The sequence below is a fragment of the Microbacterium sp. MF43 genome (assembly GCF_012847295.1).
Taxonomy (GTDB): domain Bacteria; phylum Actinomycetota; class Actinomycetes; order Actinomycetales; family Microbacteriaceae; genus Microbacterium.
Genome location: NZ_JABBDY010000002.1, coordinates 1 through 16,746, shown reverse-complemented (window position 1 = coordinate 16,746; position 16,746 = coordinate 1). Strand labels below are relative to the sequence as shown.

At 70.8% G+C, this 16,746-nt stretch carries 15 protein-coding genes; 12 read left to right on the top strand and 3 right to left on the bottom strand.

Annotated features, from left to right (window positions below; genetic code table 11):
* The first annotated feature begins 132 nt into the window (after positions 1-132).
* The 8 genes from HF323_RS04440 to argH all read left to right on the top strand — a co-directional run bounded on the left by HF323_RS04440 (position 133) and on the right by argH (position 9,128).
* Complete coding sequence (locus tag HF323_RS04440; protein WP_169581395.1) at positions 133-1,113, top strand: NAD-dependent epimerase/dehydratase family protein; 981 nt, start codon at positions 133-135, stop codon at positions 1,111-1,113.
* A 225-nt stretch (positions 1,114-1,338) separates the two neighbouring features.
* On the top strand, positions 1,339-2,385 hold the full coding sequence (argC, locus tag HF323_RS04435) for an N-acetyl-gamma-glutamyl-phosphate reductase (RefSeq protein ID WP_169581394.1): 1,047 nt from the start codon (positions 1,339-1,341) through the stop codon (positions 2,383-2,385).
* Positions 2,382-3,539, top strand: a complete 1,158-nt coding sequence (gene argJ / locus HF323_RS04430) for a bifunctional glutamate N-acetyltransferase/amino-acid acetyltransferase ArgJ (RefSeq protein WP_169581393.1) — start codon at positions 2,382-2,384, stop codon at positions 3,537-3,539. Before argC ends, argJ begins: the two co-directional genes overlap by 4 nt.
* Positions 3,536-4,435, top strand: a complete 900-nt coding sequence (argB, locus tag HF323_RS04425) for an acetylglutamate kinase (protein WP_169581392.1) — start codon at positions 3,536-3,538, stop codon at positions 4,433-4,435. Before argJ ends, argB begins: the two co-directional genes overlap by 4 nt.
* The gene (locus HF323_RS04420) at positions 4,432-5,646 is read left to right on the top strand and encodes an acetylornithine transaminase (protein ID WP_169581391.1); all 1,215 of its coding nucleotides are present in this window, start codon (positions 4,432-4,434) and stop codon (positions 5,644-5,646) included. Before argB ends, HF323_RS04420 begins: the two co-directional genes overlap by 4 nt.
* Entirely contained in the window at positions 5,643-6,566 is a 924-nt protein-coding gene (gene argF / locus HF323_RS04415; RefSeq protein ID WP_169581390.1) for an ornithine carbamoyltransferase, read from the top strand. The genes HF323_RS04420 and argF overlap by 4 nt, the downstream gene beginning before the upstream one ends.
* A gap of 13 nt (positions 6,567-6,579) precedes the next feature.
* A complete protein-coding gene (locus tag HF323_RS15700) occupies positions 6,580-7,701 on the top strand; it encodes a heparan-alpha-glucosaminide N-acetyltransferase domain-containing protein (RefSeq protein WP_317450999.1) in 1,122 nt (373 codons plus the stop codon).
* Positions 7,698-9,128, top strand: a complete 1,431-nt coding sequence (gene argH, locus HF323_RS04405) for an argininosuccinate lyase (protein WP_169581388.1) — start codon at positions 7,698-7,700, stop codon at positions 9,126-9,128. Before HF323_RS15700 ends, argH begins: the two co-directional genes overlap by 4 nt.
* Positions 9,129-9,155: 27 nt before the next feature.
* On the opposite strand, the gene HF323_RS04400 is transcribed toward argH, so the two are convergent.
* Complete coding sequence (locus tag HF323_RS04400) at positions 9,156-9,752, bottom strand: hypothetical protein (protein ID WP_169581387.1); 597 nt, start codon at positions 9,750-9,752, stop codon at positions 9,156-9,158.
* A 209-nt stretch (positions 9,753-9,961) separates the two neighbouring features.
* Here HF323_RS04400 and HF323_RS04395 point away from each other — a divergent pair, with 209 nt between their 5' ends.
* The gene (locus HF323_RS04395; protein ID WP_169581386.1) at positions 9,962-11,884 is read left to right on the top strand and encodes a PKD domain-containing protein; all 1,923 of its coding nucleotides are present in this window, start codon (positions 9,962-9,964) and stop codon (positions 11,882-11,884) included.
* On the opposite strand, the gene HF323_RS04390 is transcribed toward HF323_RS04395, so the two are convergent.
* Together HF323_RS04390 and HF323_RS04385 are read right to left on the bottom strand one after the other, a co-directional pair.
* Positions 11,865-12,470, bottom strand: coding sequence for a DNA-binding protein (locus tag HF323_RS04390; RefSeq protein ID WP_169581385.1), 606 nt, complete (start codon positions 12,468-12,470; stop codon positions 11,865-11,867). The genes HF323_RS04395 and HF323_RS04390 overlap by 20 nt on opposite strands.
* 170 nt (positions 12,471-12,640) lie before the next feature.
* Positions 12,641-13,027 (bottom strand): MerR family transcriptional regulator, encoded by a 387-nt coding sequence (locus tag HF323_RS04385; RefSeq protein ID WP_169581384.1) that lies wholly within the window; start codon positions 13,025-13,027, stop codon positions 12,641-12,643.
* A gap of 53 nt (positions 13,028-13,080) precedes the next feature.
* Between HF323_RS04385 and HF323_RS04380 the strand changes: the two genes are divergently transcribed.
* From HF323_RS04380 to HF323_RS04370, 3 genes are all read left to right on the top strand, one after another.
* A complete protein-coding gene (locus HF323_RS04380) occupies positions 13,081-14,034 on the top strand; it encodes an aldo/keto reductase (protein ID WP_169581383.1) in 954 nt (317 codons plus the stop codon).
* Between the two features lie 61 nt (positions 14,035-14,095).
* A complete protein-coding gene (gene tyrS, locus HF323_RS04375; protein WP_317450998.1) occupies positions 14,096-15,400 on the top strand; it encodes a tyrosine--tRNA ligase in 1,305 nt (434 codons plus the stop codon).
* A gap of 39 nt (positions 15,401-15,439) precedes the next feature.
* Positions 15,440-16,282 (top strand): DUF4184 family protein, encoded by an 843-nt coding sequence (locus HF323_RS04370; RefSeq protein WP_169581381.1) that lies wholly within the window; start codon positions 15,440-15,442, stop codon positions 16,280-16,282.
* Positions 16,283-16,746 lie beyond the last annotated feature (464 nt).

Below are 16,746 nucleotides of genomic sequence, written 5' to 3'. Positions count from 1 at the left end.
CGTGCCGTCGTTCGAGCGGCGGCAGGACCCGGCGGGGAGGAGTTGTGCACGTCCCGGCGGCTCCGCAGCCGTCCGCTCCGCCGCAGGCGGATTTCCCTGCCCGACCGGCCCCGGGTCTGGTTGGGTGGTGCCATGACAGATGTCCTCATCCTCGGCGGCACCGGATGGTTGAGCGGCCGCGTGGCCGAGAAGTGGGCGGATGCCTCGGCATCCGTCACCTGCCTGGCGCGCGGCGGCCGCCCCGCCCCCTACGGCACGACGCTCGTCGTCGGCGATCGCGACGAGCCCGACGCCTATGCAGCCGTCGCGGAACGCGAGTGGGACGAGATCGTCGACATCTCGTCGAACCCCGTGCACGTGGCGGCAGCGATCGAGGACCTCGCGCATCGGACCAAGCACTGGACCTACGTCTCGACCGTGTCGGTCTACGCCTCGAACGACGAGCCGGGCGCCGATGAGTCGGCCGAGGTGCTTCTGCCTCCCGGACCCGATGAGGAGGAGGACTACGGTCGCGCGAAGGCGCGTGCCGAGGCATCCGTCCGTGCGGCCCTCGGCCGCCGCGCGGCCATCGTGCGCCCCGGGCTCATCGTGGGCCCGGGCGACCCCACCGATCGCTTCGGCTACTGGGTGGCGCGGCTCGCGCTCGCCGGGGACGGCGACGTGCTCACGCCGACGACCGAGAGTCGCGGCGCACAGGTGATCGATGTCGACGACCTGGCGGACTTCGTGGTGGCCGTCGGCCGCGAGCGGTGGACCGGCGTCGCCAACGCGGTCGGCGACCCGGTGCCGCTCGACCGGCTCCTCGACGACGCCGCCGGGGTCGCCGGGCACACCGGCACGAGGCGCCCCGCCGGCGACGAATGGCTCGAAGCCCACGATGTCGCCTACTGGATGGGTCCGCGGTCGCTCCCGCTGTGGCTGCCGGCCGGGATGTCCGGCTTCTGGACGCGGTCGAACGCGGTCTACCGTCTGCTGGGCGGCCGGTTGCGTCCGCTCGCGGAGACGCTCACCCGCGTACTCGCCGACGAGCGTGAGCGCGGCCTGGACCGTGACCGACGGTCCGGGCTCGCCCGCTCCGAGGAACTGGCCCTGCTCGAGGCGCTTCGCAGCTGACGCCGTGTGACGAGGCGGATTTGCGGATGCCGCGACCCGCCCGCTATCGTCACCGCATGCCTTCGGCCGCCCAGGAGTTCGCGTCGCTCGTCTCGAGCGCCGCTCCCGCGCGCCGACGCCGTCTGGGCGGGCGCCGACTCTAGGCGACCCTGCGAGAGGTCCTGTCGTGGACCCTGCGGGCGTCGCCGTCTCCGGCCTCTGCACCCAGACTCTAAGGTGGAATCCATGACATATTCGGTCGCCGTCTCCGGCGCATCCGGCTATGCGGGCGGCGAGATCCTGCGGATCCTCGCCGCGCATCCCGACGTCGAGATCCGCACCGTCACCGCCCATTCCAACGCGGGACAGCCGCTCATCCAGCACCAGCCGCACCTGCGTTCGCTCGCACACCTCACCCTCTCCGAGACCACGCCCGAGGTGCTCGCCGGGCACGACATCGTGTTCCTGGCCCTGCCTCACGGGCAGTCCGGCCAGTACACGGATGCCCTCGGCGACACGCCGCTGGTCATCGACGCCGGCGCCGACCACCGGCTGGAGTCGGCCTCCGACTGGAACGCCTTCTACGGCGGTGCCTTCCACGAGCCGTGGACCTACGGCGTGCCCGAGCTGCCGGTGGACGGCGGGAAGCAGCGCGAACGGCTGGTCGGGGCATCCCGCATCGCCGCCCCCGGCTGCAATGCGTCGACGGTGTCGCTGTCCCTGGCGCCGGGGGTCGCTGCCGGCGTGATCGACCCGTCCGATATCGTCACCGTGCTGGCGGTCGGACCGTCGGGGGCGGGCAAGGCTCTCAAGCCGAACCTGCTCGCGAGCGAGATCCTCGGCACCGCGAACCCGTACGCCGTCGGCGGGACGCACCGTCACATCCCCGAGATCGCGCAAGCGCTGCGCGGAGCCGGCGCCACCGGCGACATCCGGATCTCGTTCACGCCGGTGCTGGTGCCGATGGCGCGCGGGATCCTCGCCACCTCGACGGCGCCGATTCCGGCCGGTGTGTCCGATGCCGAGATCCGCGCAGCCTGGCAGGACGCCTACGCAGGCGAGGCCTTCGTGCAGCTCCTGCCCGCCGGAGACTTCCCTCGCACCGGCGACGTCTTGGGCGCGAACACGGCACTTCTGGGGCTCGCGATCGACCGCGCCGCGAACCGGGTCGTCGTGGTGACCGCAGTCGACAACCTCGTGAAGGGCACGGCGGGAGCCGCCGTGCAGTCCATGAACATCGCGCTCGGCCTGGCCGAAGGCACGGCGCTGAGCGTGAACGGAGTCGCGCCGTGAGTGTCACCGCGCCGCAGGGTTTCGAAGCCGCCGGCGTCGCCGTCGGGCTCAAGTCGACCGGCAAGCCGGATGTCGCCGTCGTCGTCAACCGCGGTCCGCTCAAGGTCGGCGCGGCGGTGTTCACGTCGAATCGCGCGAAGGCCAACCCCATCCTCTGGTCGCAGCAGGCCATCCGGGACGGCGTCGTCGAAGCGGTGGTGCTGAACGCCGGGGGAGCCAACTGCTTCACCGGTTCGTTCGGTTTCCAGACCACCCATCAGACGGCTGAGAAGGCAGCCGAACTGCTGGGCGTGAGCGCCGGCGACATCCAGGTCTGCTCGACGGGGCTCATCGGCACCGGCGACGAGGTCTTCCGCGCCAAGGTGCTGGCGGGCACCGAGCAGGCGATCGCCGAGCTCTCCGCGGACGGCGGGGAGGCGGCATCCCTCGCCATCATGACGACCGACTCGCGACCCAAGCGCGCGACCGTCACGCGCGACGGGTGGTCGATCGGCGGGATGGCCAAGGGGGCGGGGATGCTCGCGCCCGGCCTGGCGACGATGCTCGTGGTCCTCACCACCGACGCGGTGCTCGACGCTGCGCAGGCCGACGCAGCCCTTCGCGCTGCGACGAGCCGCACGTTCGACCGGCTCGACTCGGACGGCTGCATGTCGACCAACGACCAGGTGACGCTTCTCGTGAGCGGCGCTTCGGGCATCACGCCCGACCCCGACGAGTTCGCCGCGGCGCTTGCGGAGGTGTGCCAGCACCTCGCGGCCCAGCTCCAGGGCGACGCCGAGGGCGCGAGCCACGACATCACCATCCGGGTCGTGAACGCCGCGTCCGAGGAGGATGCCGTCGAAGTCGGGCGCTCCGTCGCGCGCAACAACCTCTTCAAAGCGGCGATCTTCGGGAACGACCCCAACTGGGGCCGGGTGCTCGCGGCCATCGGCACGACCCGGGCCGCCTTCGACCCCTACGACGTGGATGTCTGGATGAACGGCGTGCGCGTGTGCTCGCAGGGCGGGCCCGACGCCCCGCGCGAGGACGTCGACCTCACGCCGCGGGCGACCGATCTGGTGATCGACCTCAAGGTCGGCGGCGAGACCGCGACGATCCTCACCAACGACCTCACCCACGACTACGTCCACGAGAACAGCGCGTACTCCTCATGACCGAGATCCAGGACACCGATTCGCAGGAAGCCAGCCGGAAGGCGGCGACCCTCATCGAGTCGCTGCCGTGGCTGCGACGCTTCAGCGACCAGATCATCGTGATCAAGTACGGCGGCAACGCCATGGTCTCCGACGAGCTGCAGGACGCGTTCGCCGCCGACATCGCGTACCTCCGTTACGTCGGCGTGAAGCCGGTGGTGGTCCACGGCGGCGGGCCGCAGATCTCTGCGATGCTCGACCGGCTCGCCATCCCGAGCGAGTTCAAGGGCGGCTACCGGGTGACGTCGGCCGAGGCCATCTCGGTCGTGCGCATGGTGCTCACGGGGCAGATCAATCCGCAGCTCGTCGCGAAGATGAACGCCCACGGGCCCCACGCGGCCGGGCTCAGCGGCGAGGACGCGGGTCTGTTCGGCGGTCGCCGCCGGGGAATCCTCATCGAGGGCGTGGAGCACGACCTCGGTCGCGTGGGCGACGTCGTCGAAGTCGACCCGCAACCGGTGCTCGACCAGCTGGCGGCCGGGCGCATCCCGGTCGTCTCGAGCATCGCTCCCGATCTCGACAACCCCGGGCATTCGCTGAACGTGAACGCGGATGCCGCGGCATCCGCTCTCGCCGTCGCCCTGGGAGCCGCGAAGCTGGTGGTCCTCACCGACGTCCCTGGTCTGTACGCCGACTGGCCCAACCGCGACTCGCTCGTGTCCCACCTCACCTCGACCGAGCTGAAGGCGATGCTGCCATCGCTCGAGTCGGGCATGATCCCGAAGATGCAGGCGTGCCTGGACGCCGTCGAGGGCGGCGTGGAGACGGCGGCCATCATCGACGGTCGGGTGCCGCACTCGGTCCTCGTGGAGATCTTCACCAGCAAGGGAATCGGAACAGAGGTGGTGCTCGGATGACGTGGCAGGAAGACGCGGGGCGCGACCTCGTGCGGAGCTTCGGCGAGCGGATGGCGATGTTCGTGCGCGGCGAGGGCTCCCACCTGTGGGACGCCGACGGCAAGCGGTACCTCGACTTCCTCGCCGGCATCGCGGTCGACTCGCTGGGGCACGCGCACCCGGTCTTCGTCGCGGCGCTCGCGAACCAGGCGGCGACGCTCGCACACGTGTCGAACTACTTCGCGACGCCGCCGCAGCTCGAACTGGCGGCGCGACTGAAGCGTCTCGCCGGCACCGGCGAGAGCGGACGCGTCTACTTCGGCAACTCCGGGGCGGAGGCCAACGAAGCGGCGTTCAAGCTCGCGCGCCTCCACGGCGGTGCCGAGCGTCCGCGCATCCTGGCGCTCAAGGACGCCTTCCACGGCCGCACGATGGGCACGCTCGCGCTCACCGGCAAGCCCTGGATGCAGGAGCCGTTCCTGCCGATGACGCCAGGCGTCGAGTTCATCGCCTCGACGGCCGAGGCCCTCGAGGCGGCGATCGACGAGCGCGTCGCCGCGCTGTTCGTCGAGCCGGTCAAGGGCGAGGCGGGGGTCATCGACCTTCCGCCCGGCTACCTCGCGGCGGCCCGTGAGATCACCGCCCGGCACGGCGCGCTGCTGATCGTGGACGAGATCCAGACCGGAGCGGGCCGGACGGGGGAGTGGTTCGCCTTCCAGCACGCCGGCATCACACCCGACGCGATCACCGTCGCCAAGGGCATCGGTGGAGGATTCCCGATCGGCGCGCTCATCACGTTCGGCGCCGCAAGCGATCTGTTCTACCCCGGAACGCACGGCTCGACCTTCGGCGGAAACGCGCTCGGTACGGCGGTCGCCGGTGCCGTGCTCGGTGAGATCGAGCGCGCCGACCTGGTGCGCAACGCCGCCGAGCGCGGGGAGCAGCTGCGCGCGGCGATCCTCGAGATCGACTCCGCCCTCGTCGGCGACGTGCGCGGCCGGGGCCTGCTGCTGGGCGTGGGTCTCACGCACCCCGTCGCGAAGGCGGTCGTCGCCGCAGCGCAGCAGCACGGACTCGTCATCAACGCCCCCAACGACGAGACCATCCGGCTCGTCCCCGCCCTCACGATCGGCGATGTCGAGATCGACGAGTTCATCGAGCTCTTCGCCGCCTCGCTGCGCACCGTCGAGGACGCCCTGCTGCTCGAGACACCCACGGAGGTCCACGCATGACCCGCCACCTGCTCCGCGACGATGACCTGAGCCAGGAGGAGCAGAACGAGATCCTCGACCTGGCCGTCGCGCTCAAGAAGGACCGCTGGAAGCTCACGCCCCTCGAGGGCCCGCAGACGGTCGCGGTGATCTTCGACAAGTCGTCGACCCGCACGCGGGTCTCGTTCGCCGTCGGCATCGCCGATCTCGGGGGCTCGCCGCTCATCATCTCGACGGCCAACAGCCAGCTCGGCGGCAAGGAGACGCCCTCCGACACCGCCCGCGTGCTCGAGCGGCAGGTCGCGGCGATCGTCTGGCGCACGTACGCGCAGGCGGGCCTCGAGGAGATGGCCGCCGGCACCCGCGTGCCCGTGATCAACGCGTTGAGCGACGACTTCCACCCGTGCCAGCTGCTGGCCGATCTGCTCACGATCAAGGAGCACAAGGGCGCGCTCTCCGGTCTCACGCTCGCCTTCTTCGGCGACGGCATGTCGAACATGGCGCACTCCTACGTGCTGGCCGGGGTGACGGCGGGCATGCACGTGCGGGTGGCGTCGCCCGAGGCGTACGCCCCGCGGGACGACGTGATCGCCGACGCCGACCGCCGAGCGGCCGAGACCGGCGGCTCGGTGACGCTGTACACCGACCCCAACGAGGCGGCGGCCGGCGCCGACGTCATCGTGACCGACACCTGGGTGTCGATGGGCAAGGAGGAGGAGAAGCTGGCGCGCCTGCGCGACCTCGGCGGCTACAAGGTGACGCAGGACCTCATGGCGCTGGCCAGGGACGACGCGATCTTCATCCACTGCCTGCCCGCCGACCGCGGCTACGAGGTCGACGCCGAGGTGATCGACGGGCCGCAGAGTGTCGTGTGGGACGAGGCCGAGAACCGGCTCCACGCCCAGAAGGCGCTCCTCGTCTGGCTGCTGCGGCAGGACTGAGGGCCGGCGGGGGGTGAGGGATTCGCGGGACGGATCGTGGCTCGCGTCACGATGGGAGCGGCTCAACGGCCCCGGCCGTGTCGCCGGCATCGATCTGGCGCGCGGCCTCGCCGTGCTCGGCATGTTCGCCGCCCACCTGCTGTGGATCAGCGCGCCGTTCGACTGGACGGATGCCTCCACGTGGGTCGCGGTCGTCGAGGGACGGTCCTCGATCCTGTTCGCGACTCTCGCCGGCGTCTCCATCGGACTCGTCACCGGTGGGCGTGAGCCGTTTCGCGGCGAGGATCTCCGCACGGCGCGGCTGCGGCTCATCGTGCGCGCCGTGCTGCTCTGGATCCTCGGCATCCTGCTGATCCTCACCGGCGTCCCCGTGTACGTGATCCTGCCGGCCTACGCCCTTCTCTTCTTCCTCGCCGTGCCGCTCCTCCCGCTCGGTGCACGTGCCCTGCTGACCCTCGCGGCGGTGCTCGCGGTCGTCATGCCCGTCGTGCAGGTCGCGCTCGATGATCTTCCGGTGTGGGCCACGGTCTCCGGCTCCGCACTGTCGCTCGCGATCGGCTGGCACTATCCCTTCACCACATGGATCGTGTTCCTCGTCGCGGGCCTCGGCGTCGCTCGCGCGGGGGTGACCCGCGCCGCGGTCCAGGTGCGGATGGTCGCGGTGGGCGCGGCGCTCGCGGTGCTGGGCTATGGGGCGGATGCCGCCACCGGCGCGTCGGGTTCGGACGAAGCCTCGTTCGCCTCGGCGCTGTGGACGGCGCAGCCGCATTCGAGCGGCCTCCTCGAGATCGTGGGTTCGGGTGGGTTCGCGCTCGCCGCGATGGGCTTGTGCCTGCTCGTGTGCCGGACCGTCTTCGTGTGGGTCGTGCTGCCGTTGCGCGCGGTGGGCGCGATGCCGCTCACCGCGTACGTGGGTCAGCTCCTCGTGTGGGCGTCGGTCGCGGTGGCCGTTCTCGGTCGACCGGGCGACCTCGCGGGCTTCCGCGACCTCGAGCCCTTCTGGCCCCTGGCCCTCGGCACCGTGGCCGTGTGCACAGCCTGGGCGCTGCTCGTCGGACGGGGGCCGCTGGAGTGGGTCATCGATCGCTCCTCGCGCCTCGTGGCCGGTCGGAGCGTCGATAGGCTGGTGCCGTGAGCGACAGCAAGGGCGAGGGAACCAACGAGGGCGCGCTCTGGGGCGCCCGCTTCGCGACAGGACCGTCGCCCGAGCTGGCGGAGCTGAGCCGTTCGACGCACTTCGACTGGGACCTGGCGCTGTACGACCTCGCGGGCTCGCACGCGCACGCGAAGGCGCTCGCCGCGGCCGGCTACCTCACGGCCGACGAGGAGACGGCGATGCACGAGGGGCTCGATGTCCTCGCGCGGGCGCTCTCCGACGGGACGCTCCGGCCGTCACCCTCCGACGAGGACGTTCACGGTGCGCTGGAGCAGGCGCTCATCCGCGCGGTCGGCCCCGAGCTGGGGGGCAAGCTGCGCGCAGGACGCAGCCGAAACGATCAGATCGCGACGCTCGTGCGCATGTACCTGCTGGATCACTCGCGCACCATCGCCCGCGACATCCTTCGTCTCGTCGATGCGCTCGTGGCGCAGGCCGAAGCGCACCCCGACGCCGTGATGCCGGGACGCACCCACCTGCAGCATGCCCAGCCGGTTCTCCTGGCTCACCACCTTCAGGCGCACGCGTGGCCGCTCGTCCGCGACCTGGAGCGGCTGCGCGACTGGTCGGCGCGCGCGTCGGTCTCGCCGTACGGTGGTGGAGCGCTCGCCGGGTCGACGCTGGGACTCGATCCGCAGCTCGTGGCGAACGAACTCGGTCTGGACAGGCCCGCGGAGAACTCGCTCGATGGAACGAGTTCCCGAGACGTCGTCGCCGAGTTCGCCTTCATCGCCGCGATGATCGGCATCGACGTCTCGCGCCTGGCCGAAGAGATCATCATCTGGAATACACGGGAGTTCGGCTTCGTCACCTTGGATGACGGCTACTCCACGGGGTCGAGCATCATGCCTCAGAAGAAGAACCCCGACATCGCCGAGCTCGCGCGGGGCAAGGCAGGTCGGCTCATCGGCAATCTGACCGGCCTGCTTGCGACGCTCAAGGCGCTTCCGCTCGCGTACAACCGCGATCTGCAGGAGGACAAGGAGCCGGTATTCGACTCGGTTCGCACTCTCGAGACCGTCCTGCCGGCGTTCGCCGGCATGATCGGCACGATGCGGTTCGACACCCGGCGCATGGCCGAGCTCGCTCCGCAGGGCTTCTCCCTTGCGACGGACGTGGCCGAGTGGCTGGTCAAACGCGGTGTGCCGTTCCGCGACGCGCACGAGATCTCCGGGCATCTGGTGCGCGTGTGCGAGGAGAACGGCATCGAGCTCCATCAGGTCAGTGACGAACAGCTGCGCTCGGTCTCGGCGCAGCTCACCCCCGAGGTGCGTGACATCCTCACGGTCGAGGGCTCCGTGGCGAGCCGAACCGGCGCCGGCGGCACCGCGCCCGTGCGTGTGGCCGAGCAGCGGGCGCACCTCGTCGAGCGCGTGCAGACCGCCGCGCACGCGCTCGGACTCTAGCGCCGTCTCCGCTCGTCGGACGTCGCGTCACCATACGGCGAGCCGGACGACACCCGCGGCGACGCACGCCCACAGCAGGCTCGCGAGGGTGCCGATGATGAAGCGCTCGCGCGCCTCCGCGGCGGCGAGCTCGGAGAACCGGCCGACGCCCTTGATGGCCACGACCACGGCGATCGCCTCGGGGAAGCCCACCACGATGGCGAGCGCGACACCCAGCCGCTCGAGGTAGCCGATGGTCGTTCCCCCGCGCAGCACTTCCCGCGCCGGCGCGTCATCGGGCACGAGACCCGGGACGGCTGCGGGCCGGAGCATGATGCCTCCGTTGTCGCCTTCTGCGACGCGACCGTGAGTGGCGGCCTCGAGCACGCGCCGGGTCACCGGGCTCCCGCCCACCGTCGCCACCGCAACACCGAGCAGGGCGATGCCGACCGCGGCGAAGAGCGGAACGTTCACCGGGAGCACGACCACCACGACCAGTGACAGGACGACCAGCGCACCGGCGACGAGCAGGGGGATGTCGCGAGGCCGCCGCGTGCTGAGGGCGACGATGACCAGCGCCGCGCCCAGCGTCGCGAACAGGAGGAGGGACATCGAGATCGCGATCAGCTCCGGGGCCAGGGTCATGCGGATCAGTTTCGCACGCACCTGTGACGCGCCTGCGAGATTCGAGGGCGCTCTGGCGGTCCCGCCGCGAACGGCGTACCTTGTGCGGCAGGGGAGAACGGCGTGGGGGCGCCGCGTCATGCGTCTGGGGACGCGAACGAGGACGCACGCCCACCGTCGTTCTGACGGTCCGTCGCTGAGCGCGGGCCGAAAGGGGACTGGGGGAGTACGTGTCACGCACACGAGGGACGCGCGCGAGCGCGTTGCGCGCCGGCGCGGCGCTGACCGCAGCCGTGACGACGGCGGGGCTGATCGCGATCTGGACAGGCGCGGCGGCCGCCGACACGCTCGTCGAGGGCCCGTTGATCGCCGATCACACCGCGGTCGCGGCATCCGAGGGGATCTACCGGCTTCCGGTCGGCGACGGCGTCGCCGCTGAGGTGTCGGGCGCGGAGAGCACGGCCGGCCTCGTCATGGTCGTCGGCACGGCACCGGGCGCGACCATCGTGGCCGCCGCGTCGGGATGGCTCCGCGCGCTGCACGACGTCGCGGAGCCCGCCGCCGATTACGTCTGGATCGAGCATCCGCACGGGGAGTACTCGAAATACTCCGGACTCGACCTCGCGGGCACGTCGGCAGAAGGCGAATGGATCGACTCCGGTGCGCCGGTCGGCGTCGCCGCGGAGGCCACGCCGGGTCGGGGAGCGCTGCTTCTGTGGGAGGTCGCTGTTCCGGCGTCGCCGCCGCTGCAGTGGCGCTCCGATGACGGCGCCGCCCAGAATGCGTCCCGCGTCTCCGCGCGGGTGTGCGGCATCGCCGAGGATCGTCTCGTTCCCGGGCAGCACGTCGGCGCACCGTGCGAGAACGCACCGCCGACGGCTGCCTTCGGCGGCGACGGCGTCGAGATCGACGAGGGGGAAGCGCTCGTCTTCGATGCGTCCGCCAGCGTCGACCCCGAGGGGGCGCCGCTGACATTCCGCTGGTCGCTGCCGGGGCAGGGGGCTGCTGCCGGGCCGCACGCGAGCTTCCCGGTGCGGGACGACTTCGAAGGGGTCGTCTCGCTGACGGCGTACGACCAGGTGGAAGGTCTCGCCGACACAGTGTCGCAGACCGTCGCGGTGCGGAACGTGCCGCCGAGAGTCGATGCGGTGACGATCGGATCCGACGAGGGCGGAGTGGGGCGAGTGCGGGCGACGGTGTCCGAGCCCGGCGACGACACCGTCACGGCGCAGATCGACTGGGGCGACGGGTCTGCTGCGCAGGCGGTGACGATCGCCGACCTGGCTGCGGGGGTCGACCACGGTTACGGCGACGACGGCGCATACACGGTCACGGTCACCGCCACCGACGACGACGGAGGGGTCGGTGCGCACGCGGTGGCGATGGAGATCGCCAGCGTGGATCCCGACCTCGTCCTCGACGTTCCCGGCACGGTGCCCTTTCCCGGCGGCGACCACGCCGTGGTGGCTGCCGGCGCTACGCTCGTCGCCACGGCTCGCGCCACCGATCCCGGAACCGATGATCTCGTGTTCACGTGGTCGAATGGACGGGGTCGCACGTTCCTGCGCGACGGCATCGCTCCGGATGCGCCGCAGAGCCCCTTCGGTCGGCCCCTGCCCGAGACGGCGACATCCGTCGAGCATGAGTTCGCATCGGTGGGGGTCGAGGCGCTGCAGGTGTCGGTCGCCGATGACGACGGTGCCCGGACGGATGCCTCGGCCGCTGTCGTGGTGACGGGTGCGTCCATCGAGCGGCACGGCGCCGGCTGGTGGATCCACGAGTTCTCCGGTGCCGGCCAGCCCGACATCGATCCGGCCACCGCGTCGGCTTATCTGCGTGCGGTGGCGGCGGTGTCGTCCGTTTTCTCCGAGGCGGACCCGCTCACCGGAACGTCGGATGCGATCCGCATCCTCTCGCCGCGGGGAGACGATGCGCGCGAGCTCGCGCGGGCGGAGCTGCTGTGCGCGTGGCTGCACTTCGCGAGCGGTGCCATCTCCTGGGAAGACACGGTGACGCTGCCGTCGGGCATCGACGTCTCGTTCGCCGCGCTGATGACCGAGGCCGAGGCGGCGGTCTCGTCGGCGTCGACGCCGTCGGAGGAGCTGCGCGAGATCCGGGGGGAGCTGGCCCTCCTCACCGAGGAGGGGCAGTGAGGAGCTCGTCCACCCGTTGAAGGACGCGCTCGAGGGCGGGGATCGCCGCTTCCTCGGTGCGCAGTCCCGCGTTGCGCACGCGAAGCGAGACCGCGCTCTCGGTGATGCCGAGCCGCGCGGCGGCATCCCGCTGCGAAAGGCCCTCCTCGAGGAGGTCGGAAACCTCCCAGCCCTCGGTGGTTCGGCGGTCGCGCAGTTCGATCAGAACGCGCACGAGCGCCTCGGCATCCGCCCCCTGCGCGCCCCCGACGATCGCGACACGCGTCGGAGTTCGCTTTGCGCGCTCGACTGCTTCGCGCGCATGCAGGAACGCGTCGCCACGTGCCGCGCGTACGTTCGCGGGCAACGGCTCCTCCACAGCGCCGACGCCGACGCCGACGCTCCACGCGCCCGTCCGGGTGAGGTGCAGCACGATCTCCAGCGCCGCCCGCGCGTCGGGGACCGCGACCTGGAGTTCGTCGCCGGCCGTGCGCTCGGGCGCCAGCGCGAGGCGCGCGCCACCGACTCCGGTGATCGCCGCCAGACCGCTCGGGACGAGGTCGGCTCCGGTGCGGCTTCCCCGCTGATCAGCCGTGATGACGAACATCGCCCTCCTTCAGGTCATGGACTTGATTGCGCCTACTTTAGCCTAAAGGCTTGATATGCATAAGCTCTGAGCCTCAAGTAGGCGGAGATGAGTCTCCCGCCTTCACACGCGAGGCGTCTGCCTCCGCGACTCGGAGGGCGACATGACTCGGAGGGCGACATGACCGGTTCCTACGAAGAGATCGCCGCCGTCTGACGGGCAGACAGCTCGCCCCGATACCACGCGAGCTTCTCGTCCAGCCGTTCCTGCTGGGCGCGCAGGGCGTCCAGCTCGCGCTGCACCGCCTCGGCATGCTCCTCGAGCAGAGCGATGCGATCGGGAAGGGTCCCCTCGTCGCGGCACAGTTCGCCGTAACGGCGAAGCTTCTCGATCGGCATCCCGGTCTCTCGCAGGCACTTGAGGAAACCCAGGGTGCCGACGTCGGCCTCGGAGTAGGCGCGGTGCCCTCCCGCGGTACGGGCCACCGGCGGAAGGATGCCCTCGCGCTCGTAGTAACGGAGGGTGTCGAGCGAGAACCCCGAGATCGCGGCGGCCTCGGCCGGCGTGTAGGTGGTCATGAGCGAAGACTAGCCCTTGACCTGGAGCGAACTCCAGGTTGCAGAGTGTCAGCATGACCGCTGATACCGCACCTTCCTCGCCTCTCGTCCTCGGCGCCATGATGTTCGGGACGACGATCGACGAGACCACCTCGTTCGCGCTCCTCGACCGATTCGTCGAGCGCGGCGGATCCTGGATCGACACCGCCGACTGCTACAGCTTCTGGGCCAGCGCCAGCGGACAGGGCGGTGACAGCGAGCGCGTGATCGGGCGTTGGCTCAGAGCCCGGCCGGGTGTGCGCGATCGCGTGCGGATCGCCACGAAGCTGGGCGCGGAGCCGCAGTGGGCCGGTTCGTGGCCCGATCGGCGCGCCGGCTTGTCACGACGCGCGGTCCTCGAGGCGTTCGCCGGAAGCCTGGACCGCCTCGGCCTGGACTCCGTCGACATGCTGTGGCTGCACCAGGAGGACCGCAGCACCCCCATCGAGGAGACCGTGGACGCGCTCGCCGAGCTGACGTCCGCCGGACGCGTGCGGCGGGTCGGGGCATCCAATCACCCCGCCTGGCGCGTCGAACGGGCACGTGCGCACGCGCGCTCCGTCGGATCGATCCCCATCGACGCCCTTCAGCTCAATGCCACTTATCTGCGCGTCCGCCCGGGAACCCGTCCGCCGGGGGTCGAGCACCGCTTCGGCGTGCTCAGCGACGAGCAGCGCGACTTCGCCGAGGCGAACGGACTCGACGTGTGGGCGTACACACCGCTGCTGTCCGGGGCCTACGACAATCCGGGCAAGCAGATCCCCGAGGTCTATGACCACCCGGGGAACGAGCGACGCCTCGCCGTGCTCGACGAGGTCGCCGGCGAGCTCGGCGCGACCCGAGGACAGACGGTCCTCGCCTGGCACGTCGCGCACGGGGTCCGGCCGATGCTCGGCGGCAGCAAGCTCGAGCAGCTCGATGCGGCGCTCGACGCCGTCCGGCTTCCTCTCACGGGTGAACAGGTCGCGCGTCTGGACGAGCCGCAGTGACGGATGCCTCGCCCCCTGCAGCGGGCGAGGCATCCGCGCGCCCGCTGATAGCCTGAACCGCGTGTCTGAAACCGTCGTGAGCGCCACCGCGCCCGCCAACGACCCGACGTTCGACAACGTCTGGGACGAGATCGTGTGGCGTGGGCTCGTGCATGTGTCCACCGACCAGGAGGCGCTGCGCGCCCTTCTCGCCGACGGACCGATCACGTACTACTGCGGCTTCGATCCGACCGCGCCGAGCCTGCACCTGGGCAACCTCGTGCAGCTGCTTCTGATGCGTCGGCTGCAGCTGGCGGGGCACAAGCCGCTGGGGCTCGTCGGCGGATCGACGGGCCTGGTGGGCGACCCGCGCCCGTCGGCGGAGCGCACGCTGAACACGCGCGAGACGGTGGCCGAGTGGGTGGGGTACCTCCGCTCGCAGGTCGAGCGGTTCCTGAGCTTCGAGGGCGACAACGCCGCGCGCATCGTCAACAACCTCGACTGGACGGCCCCGCTGAGTGCCATCGACTTCCTTCGCGAGATCGGCAAGCACTACCGCGTCGGAACGATGCTGAAGAAGGACGCGGTGGCCGCCCGGCTGAACTCCGAAGCGGGCATCAGCTACACCGAGTTCAGCTACCAGATCCTGCAGGGCATGGACTACCTGGAGCTCTACCGGCAGTACGACTGCGTGCTGCAGACCGGCGGCAGCGACCAGTGGGGAAACCTGACGAGCGGCACGGACCTCATCCACCGCGTCGAGGGCGTTCACGTGCACGCGATCGGCACTCCGCTGATCACGAACAGTGACGGGACGAAGTTCGGCAAGAGCGAGGGCAATGCCATCTGGCTCGACGCCGCGATGTGCAGTCCGTACCGCATGTACCAGTTCTGGCTGAACACCGACGACGCCGATGTGATCTCGCGGCTCAAGGTGTTCACGTTCCTCACCCGCGCCGAGATCGAGGAGTACGAGCACCTCGTGGCGGCTGAGCCGTTCCGTCGTGCCGCGCAGAAGCGCCTGGCTCTGGAGGTGACGACGTTCGTGCACGGATCGGATGCCACGGCCGCCGTTGTCGCGGCATCCGAGGCTCTCTTCGGTCACGGCGACCTCTCGTCGCTCGACGCGACCACGATCCGGCACGCGCTGGAGGAACTGCCGCACGCATCGGTGGGCGAAGGAACGTCCGTCGTCCAGGCGCTCGTGGAGGTCGGGCTCGTCTCGAGCATGTCCGAGGCGCGGCGTGCGATCGCCCAGGGCGGTGTGTCGCTGGACGGCGCGAAGGTCGAGGACGAGAGCGCGATGATCAGCGGGGCGCTGCCCGGTGGCGTGTCGGTGCTGCGACGCGGCAAGAAGACGCTCGCCGGAGTCTTCGTCACTCGCTGATCCCCGCGGCCGCCGGCCGCCCGACGTCGACGGAGGCGCATGCCGTTCACCCCGAGTCATGCGGTCGTGGCGCTCCCCTTCGTGCGAACGCCGCTCGTGCCGGCGGCGGTCGCGATCGGGGCGATGTCGCCCGACCTGCCGCTGTTCGTGCGGGGTCTGCCGCTGCACTACGGACGGACCCACGACCTCGTCTGGCTGCCTGCCACGATCGCGCTCGCTCTCGTGCTTCTGCTCGTGTGGCGCTGTCTGCTCCGGCCCGCGGTGCGCGAGCTGTCGCCGCGGTGGCTCGCCTCGCGGTTTCCCGTCGAGTGGGACGCGGGGGCCGTCGCTTCGGCGCGGGCGACTCTCGGGATCGAGCGCGAGACGTCGACGTCCGCCGATCGGCCCCGGCGGATGAATGCGCGGACGGCGCTCCTTCTCGTGGTCTCGCTCGCGATCGGCGTCCTGACGCACATCGTGTGGGACCTCTTCACCCACGAAGGGCGCTGGGGCGTGGAGGTGCTCCCGGGCCTCGACGAGCCGTGGGGTCCGCTCGCCGGGTACAAGTGGCTGCAGCACGGATCGAGCGTGCTCGGCCTCGTGACCATCGGCGTGTGGATGCTGCTGTGGTTGGCGAGCCGCGAGGTATCGGCCGTGCCGCTGCGCGTGGTGCCCGACGCGGCGCGGTGGTGCTGGTGGCTGTCGCTACCGGTGATCCTCGCGGTCGCGTGGGTCGCCGGCCTCGCCGCGTTCGGGCCCCTCGACGATGACTTCACGGTCGCCCACCTGGCCTACCGCGTCCTCCCTCCGGCGTGTGCCCTGTGGGGCGCGGCGACACTCGTCCTCTGCGTAGCGGTTCAGCTGGTGCGCCGGCAGCGCGTGGGCACTCGCGCGGAGGCGTGAGCCAGCCGGCACGCACGGCGGTGGCGCCGAACGGTCTCATGTCGCGGTGGAGCCTCGTCCGCCCCTCGCCAGTGGGCAGAGCGACCGCGACACGCCCGGGATGCAATGCCGATTCGACGGCGCCGCAGACGTCACGTAATGTCTTTCTTGTTCGCCCCAAAGGGAAGAGCGGAGAGGCCGAAGGCCCCGCCCCCTCAAGCGGAAAACACCCCCTCCAACATCTCGTCAAGAGGTGCGACTCCCGAGTCGGCGGAGGGAGCATCCTCACCGGATGCGCGGTCGATCGACCGTGGCTTCGGGTCTCCGGATCCGCCGCCTCGCCGATTTGACGAGCGGCCGGCCAGAGGATAAGATTGTGAAGTTGCCCTGCTGTGCTGGTCTGTGTGGCTGGTTGGTGGGTGCGTCCGATCCTTGAGAACTCAACAGCGTGCACTTGTCAAATGCCAAATAACCTCGTCCTGACC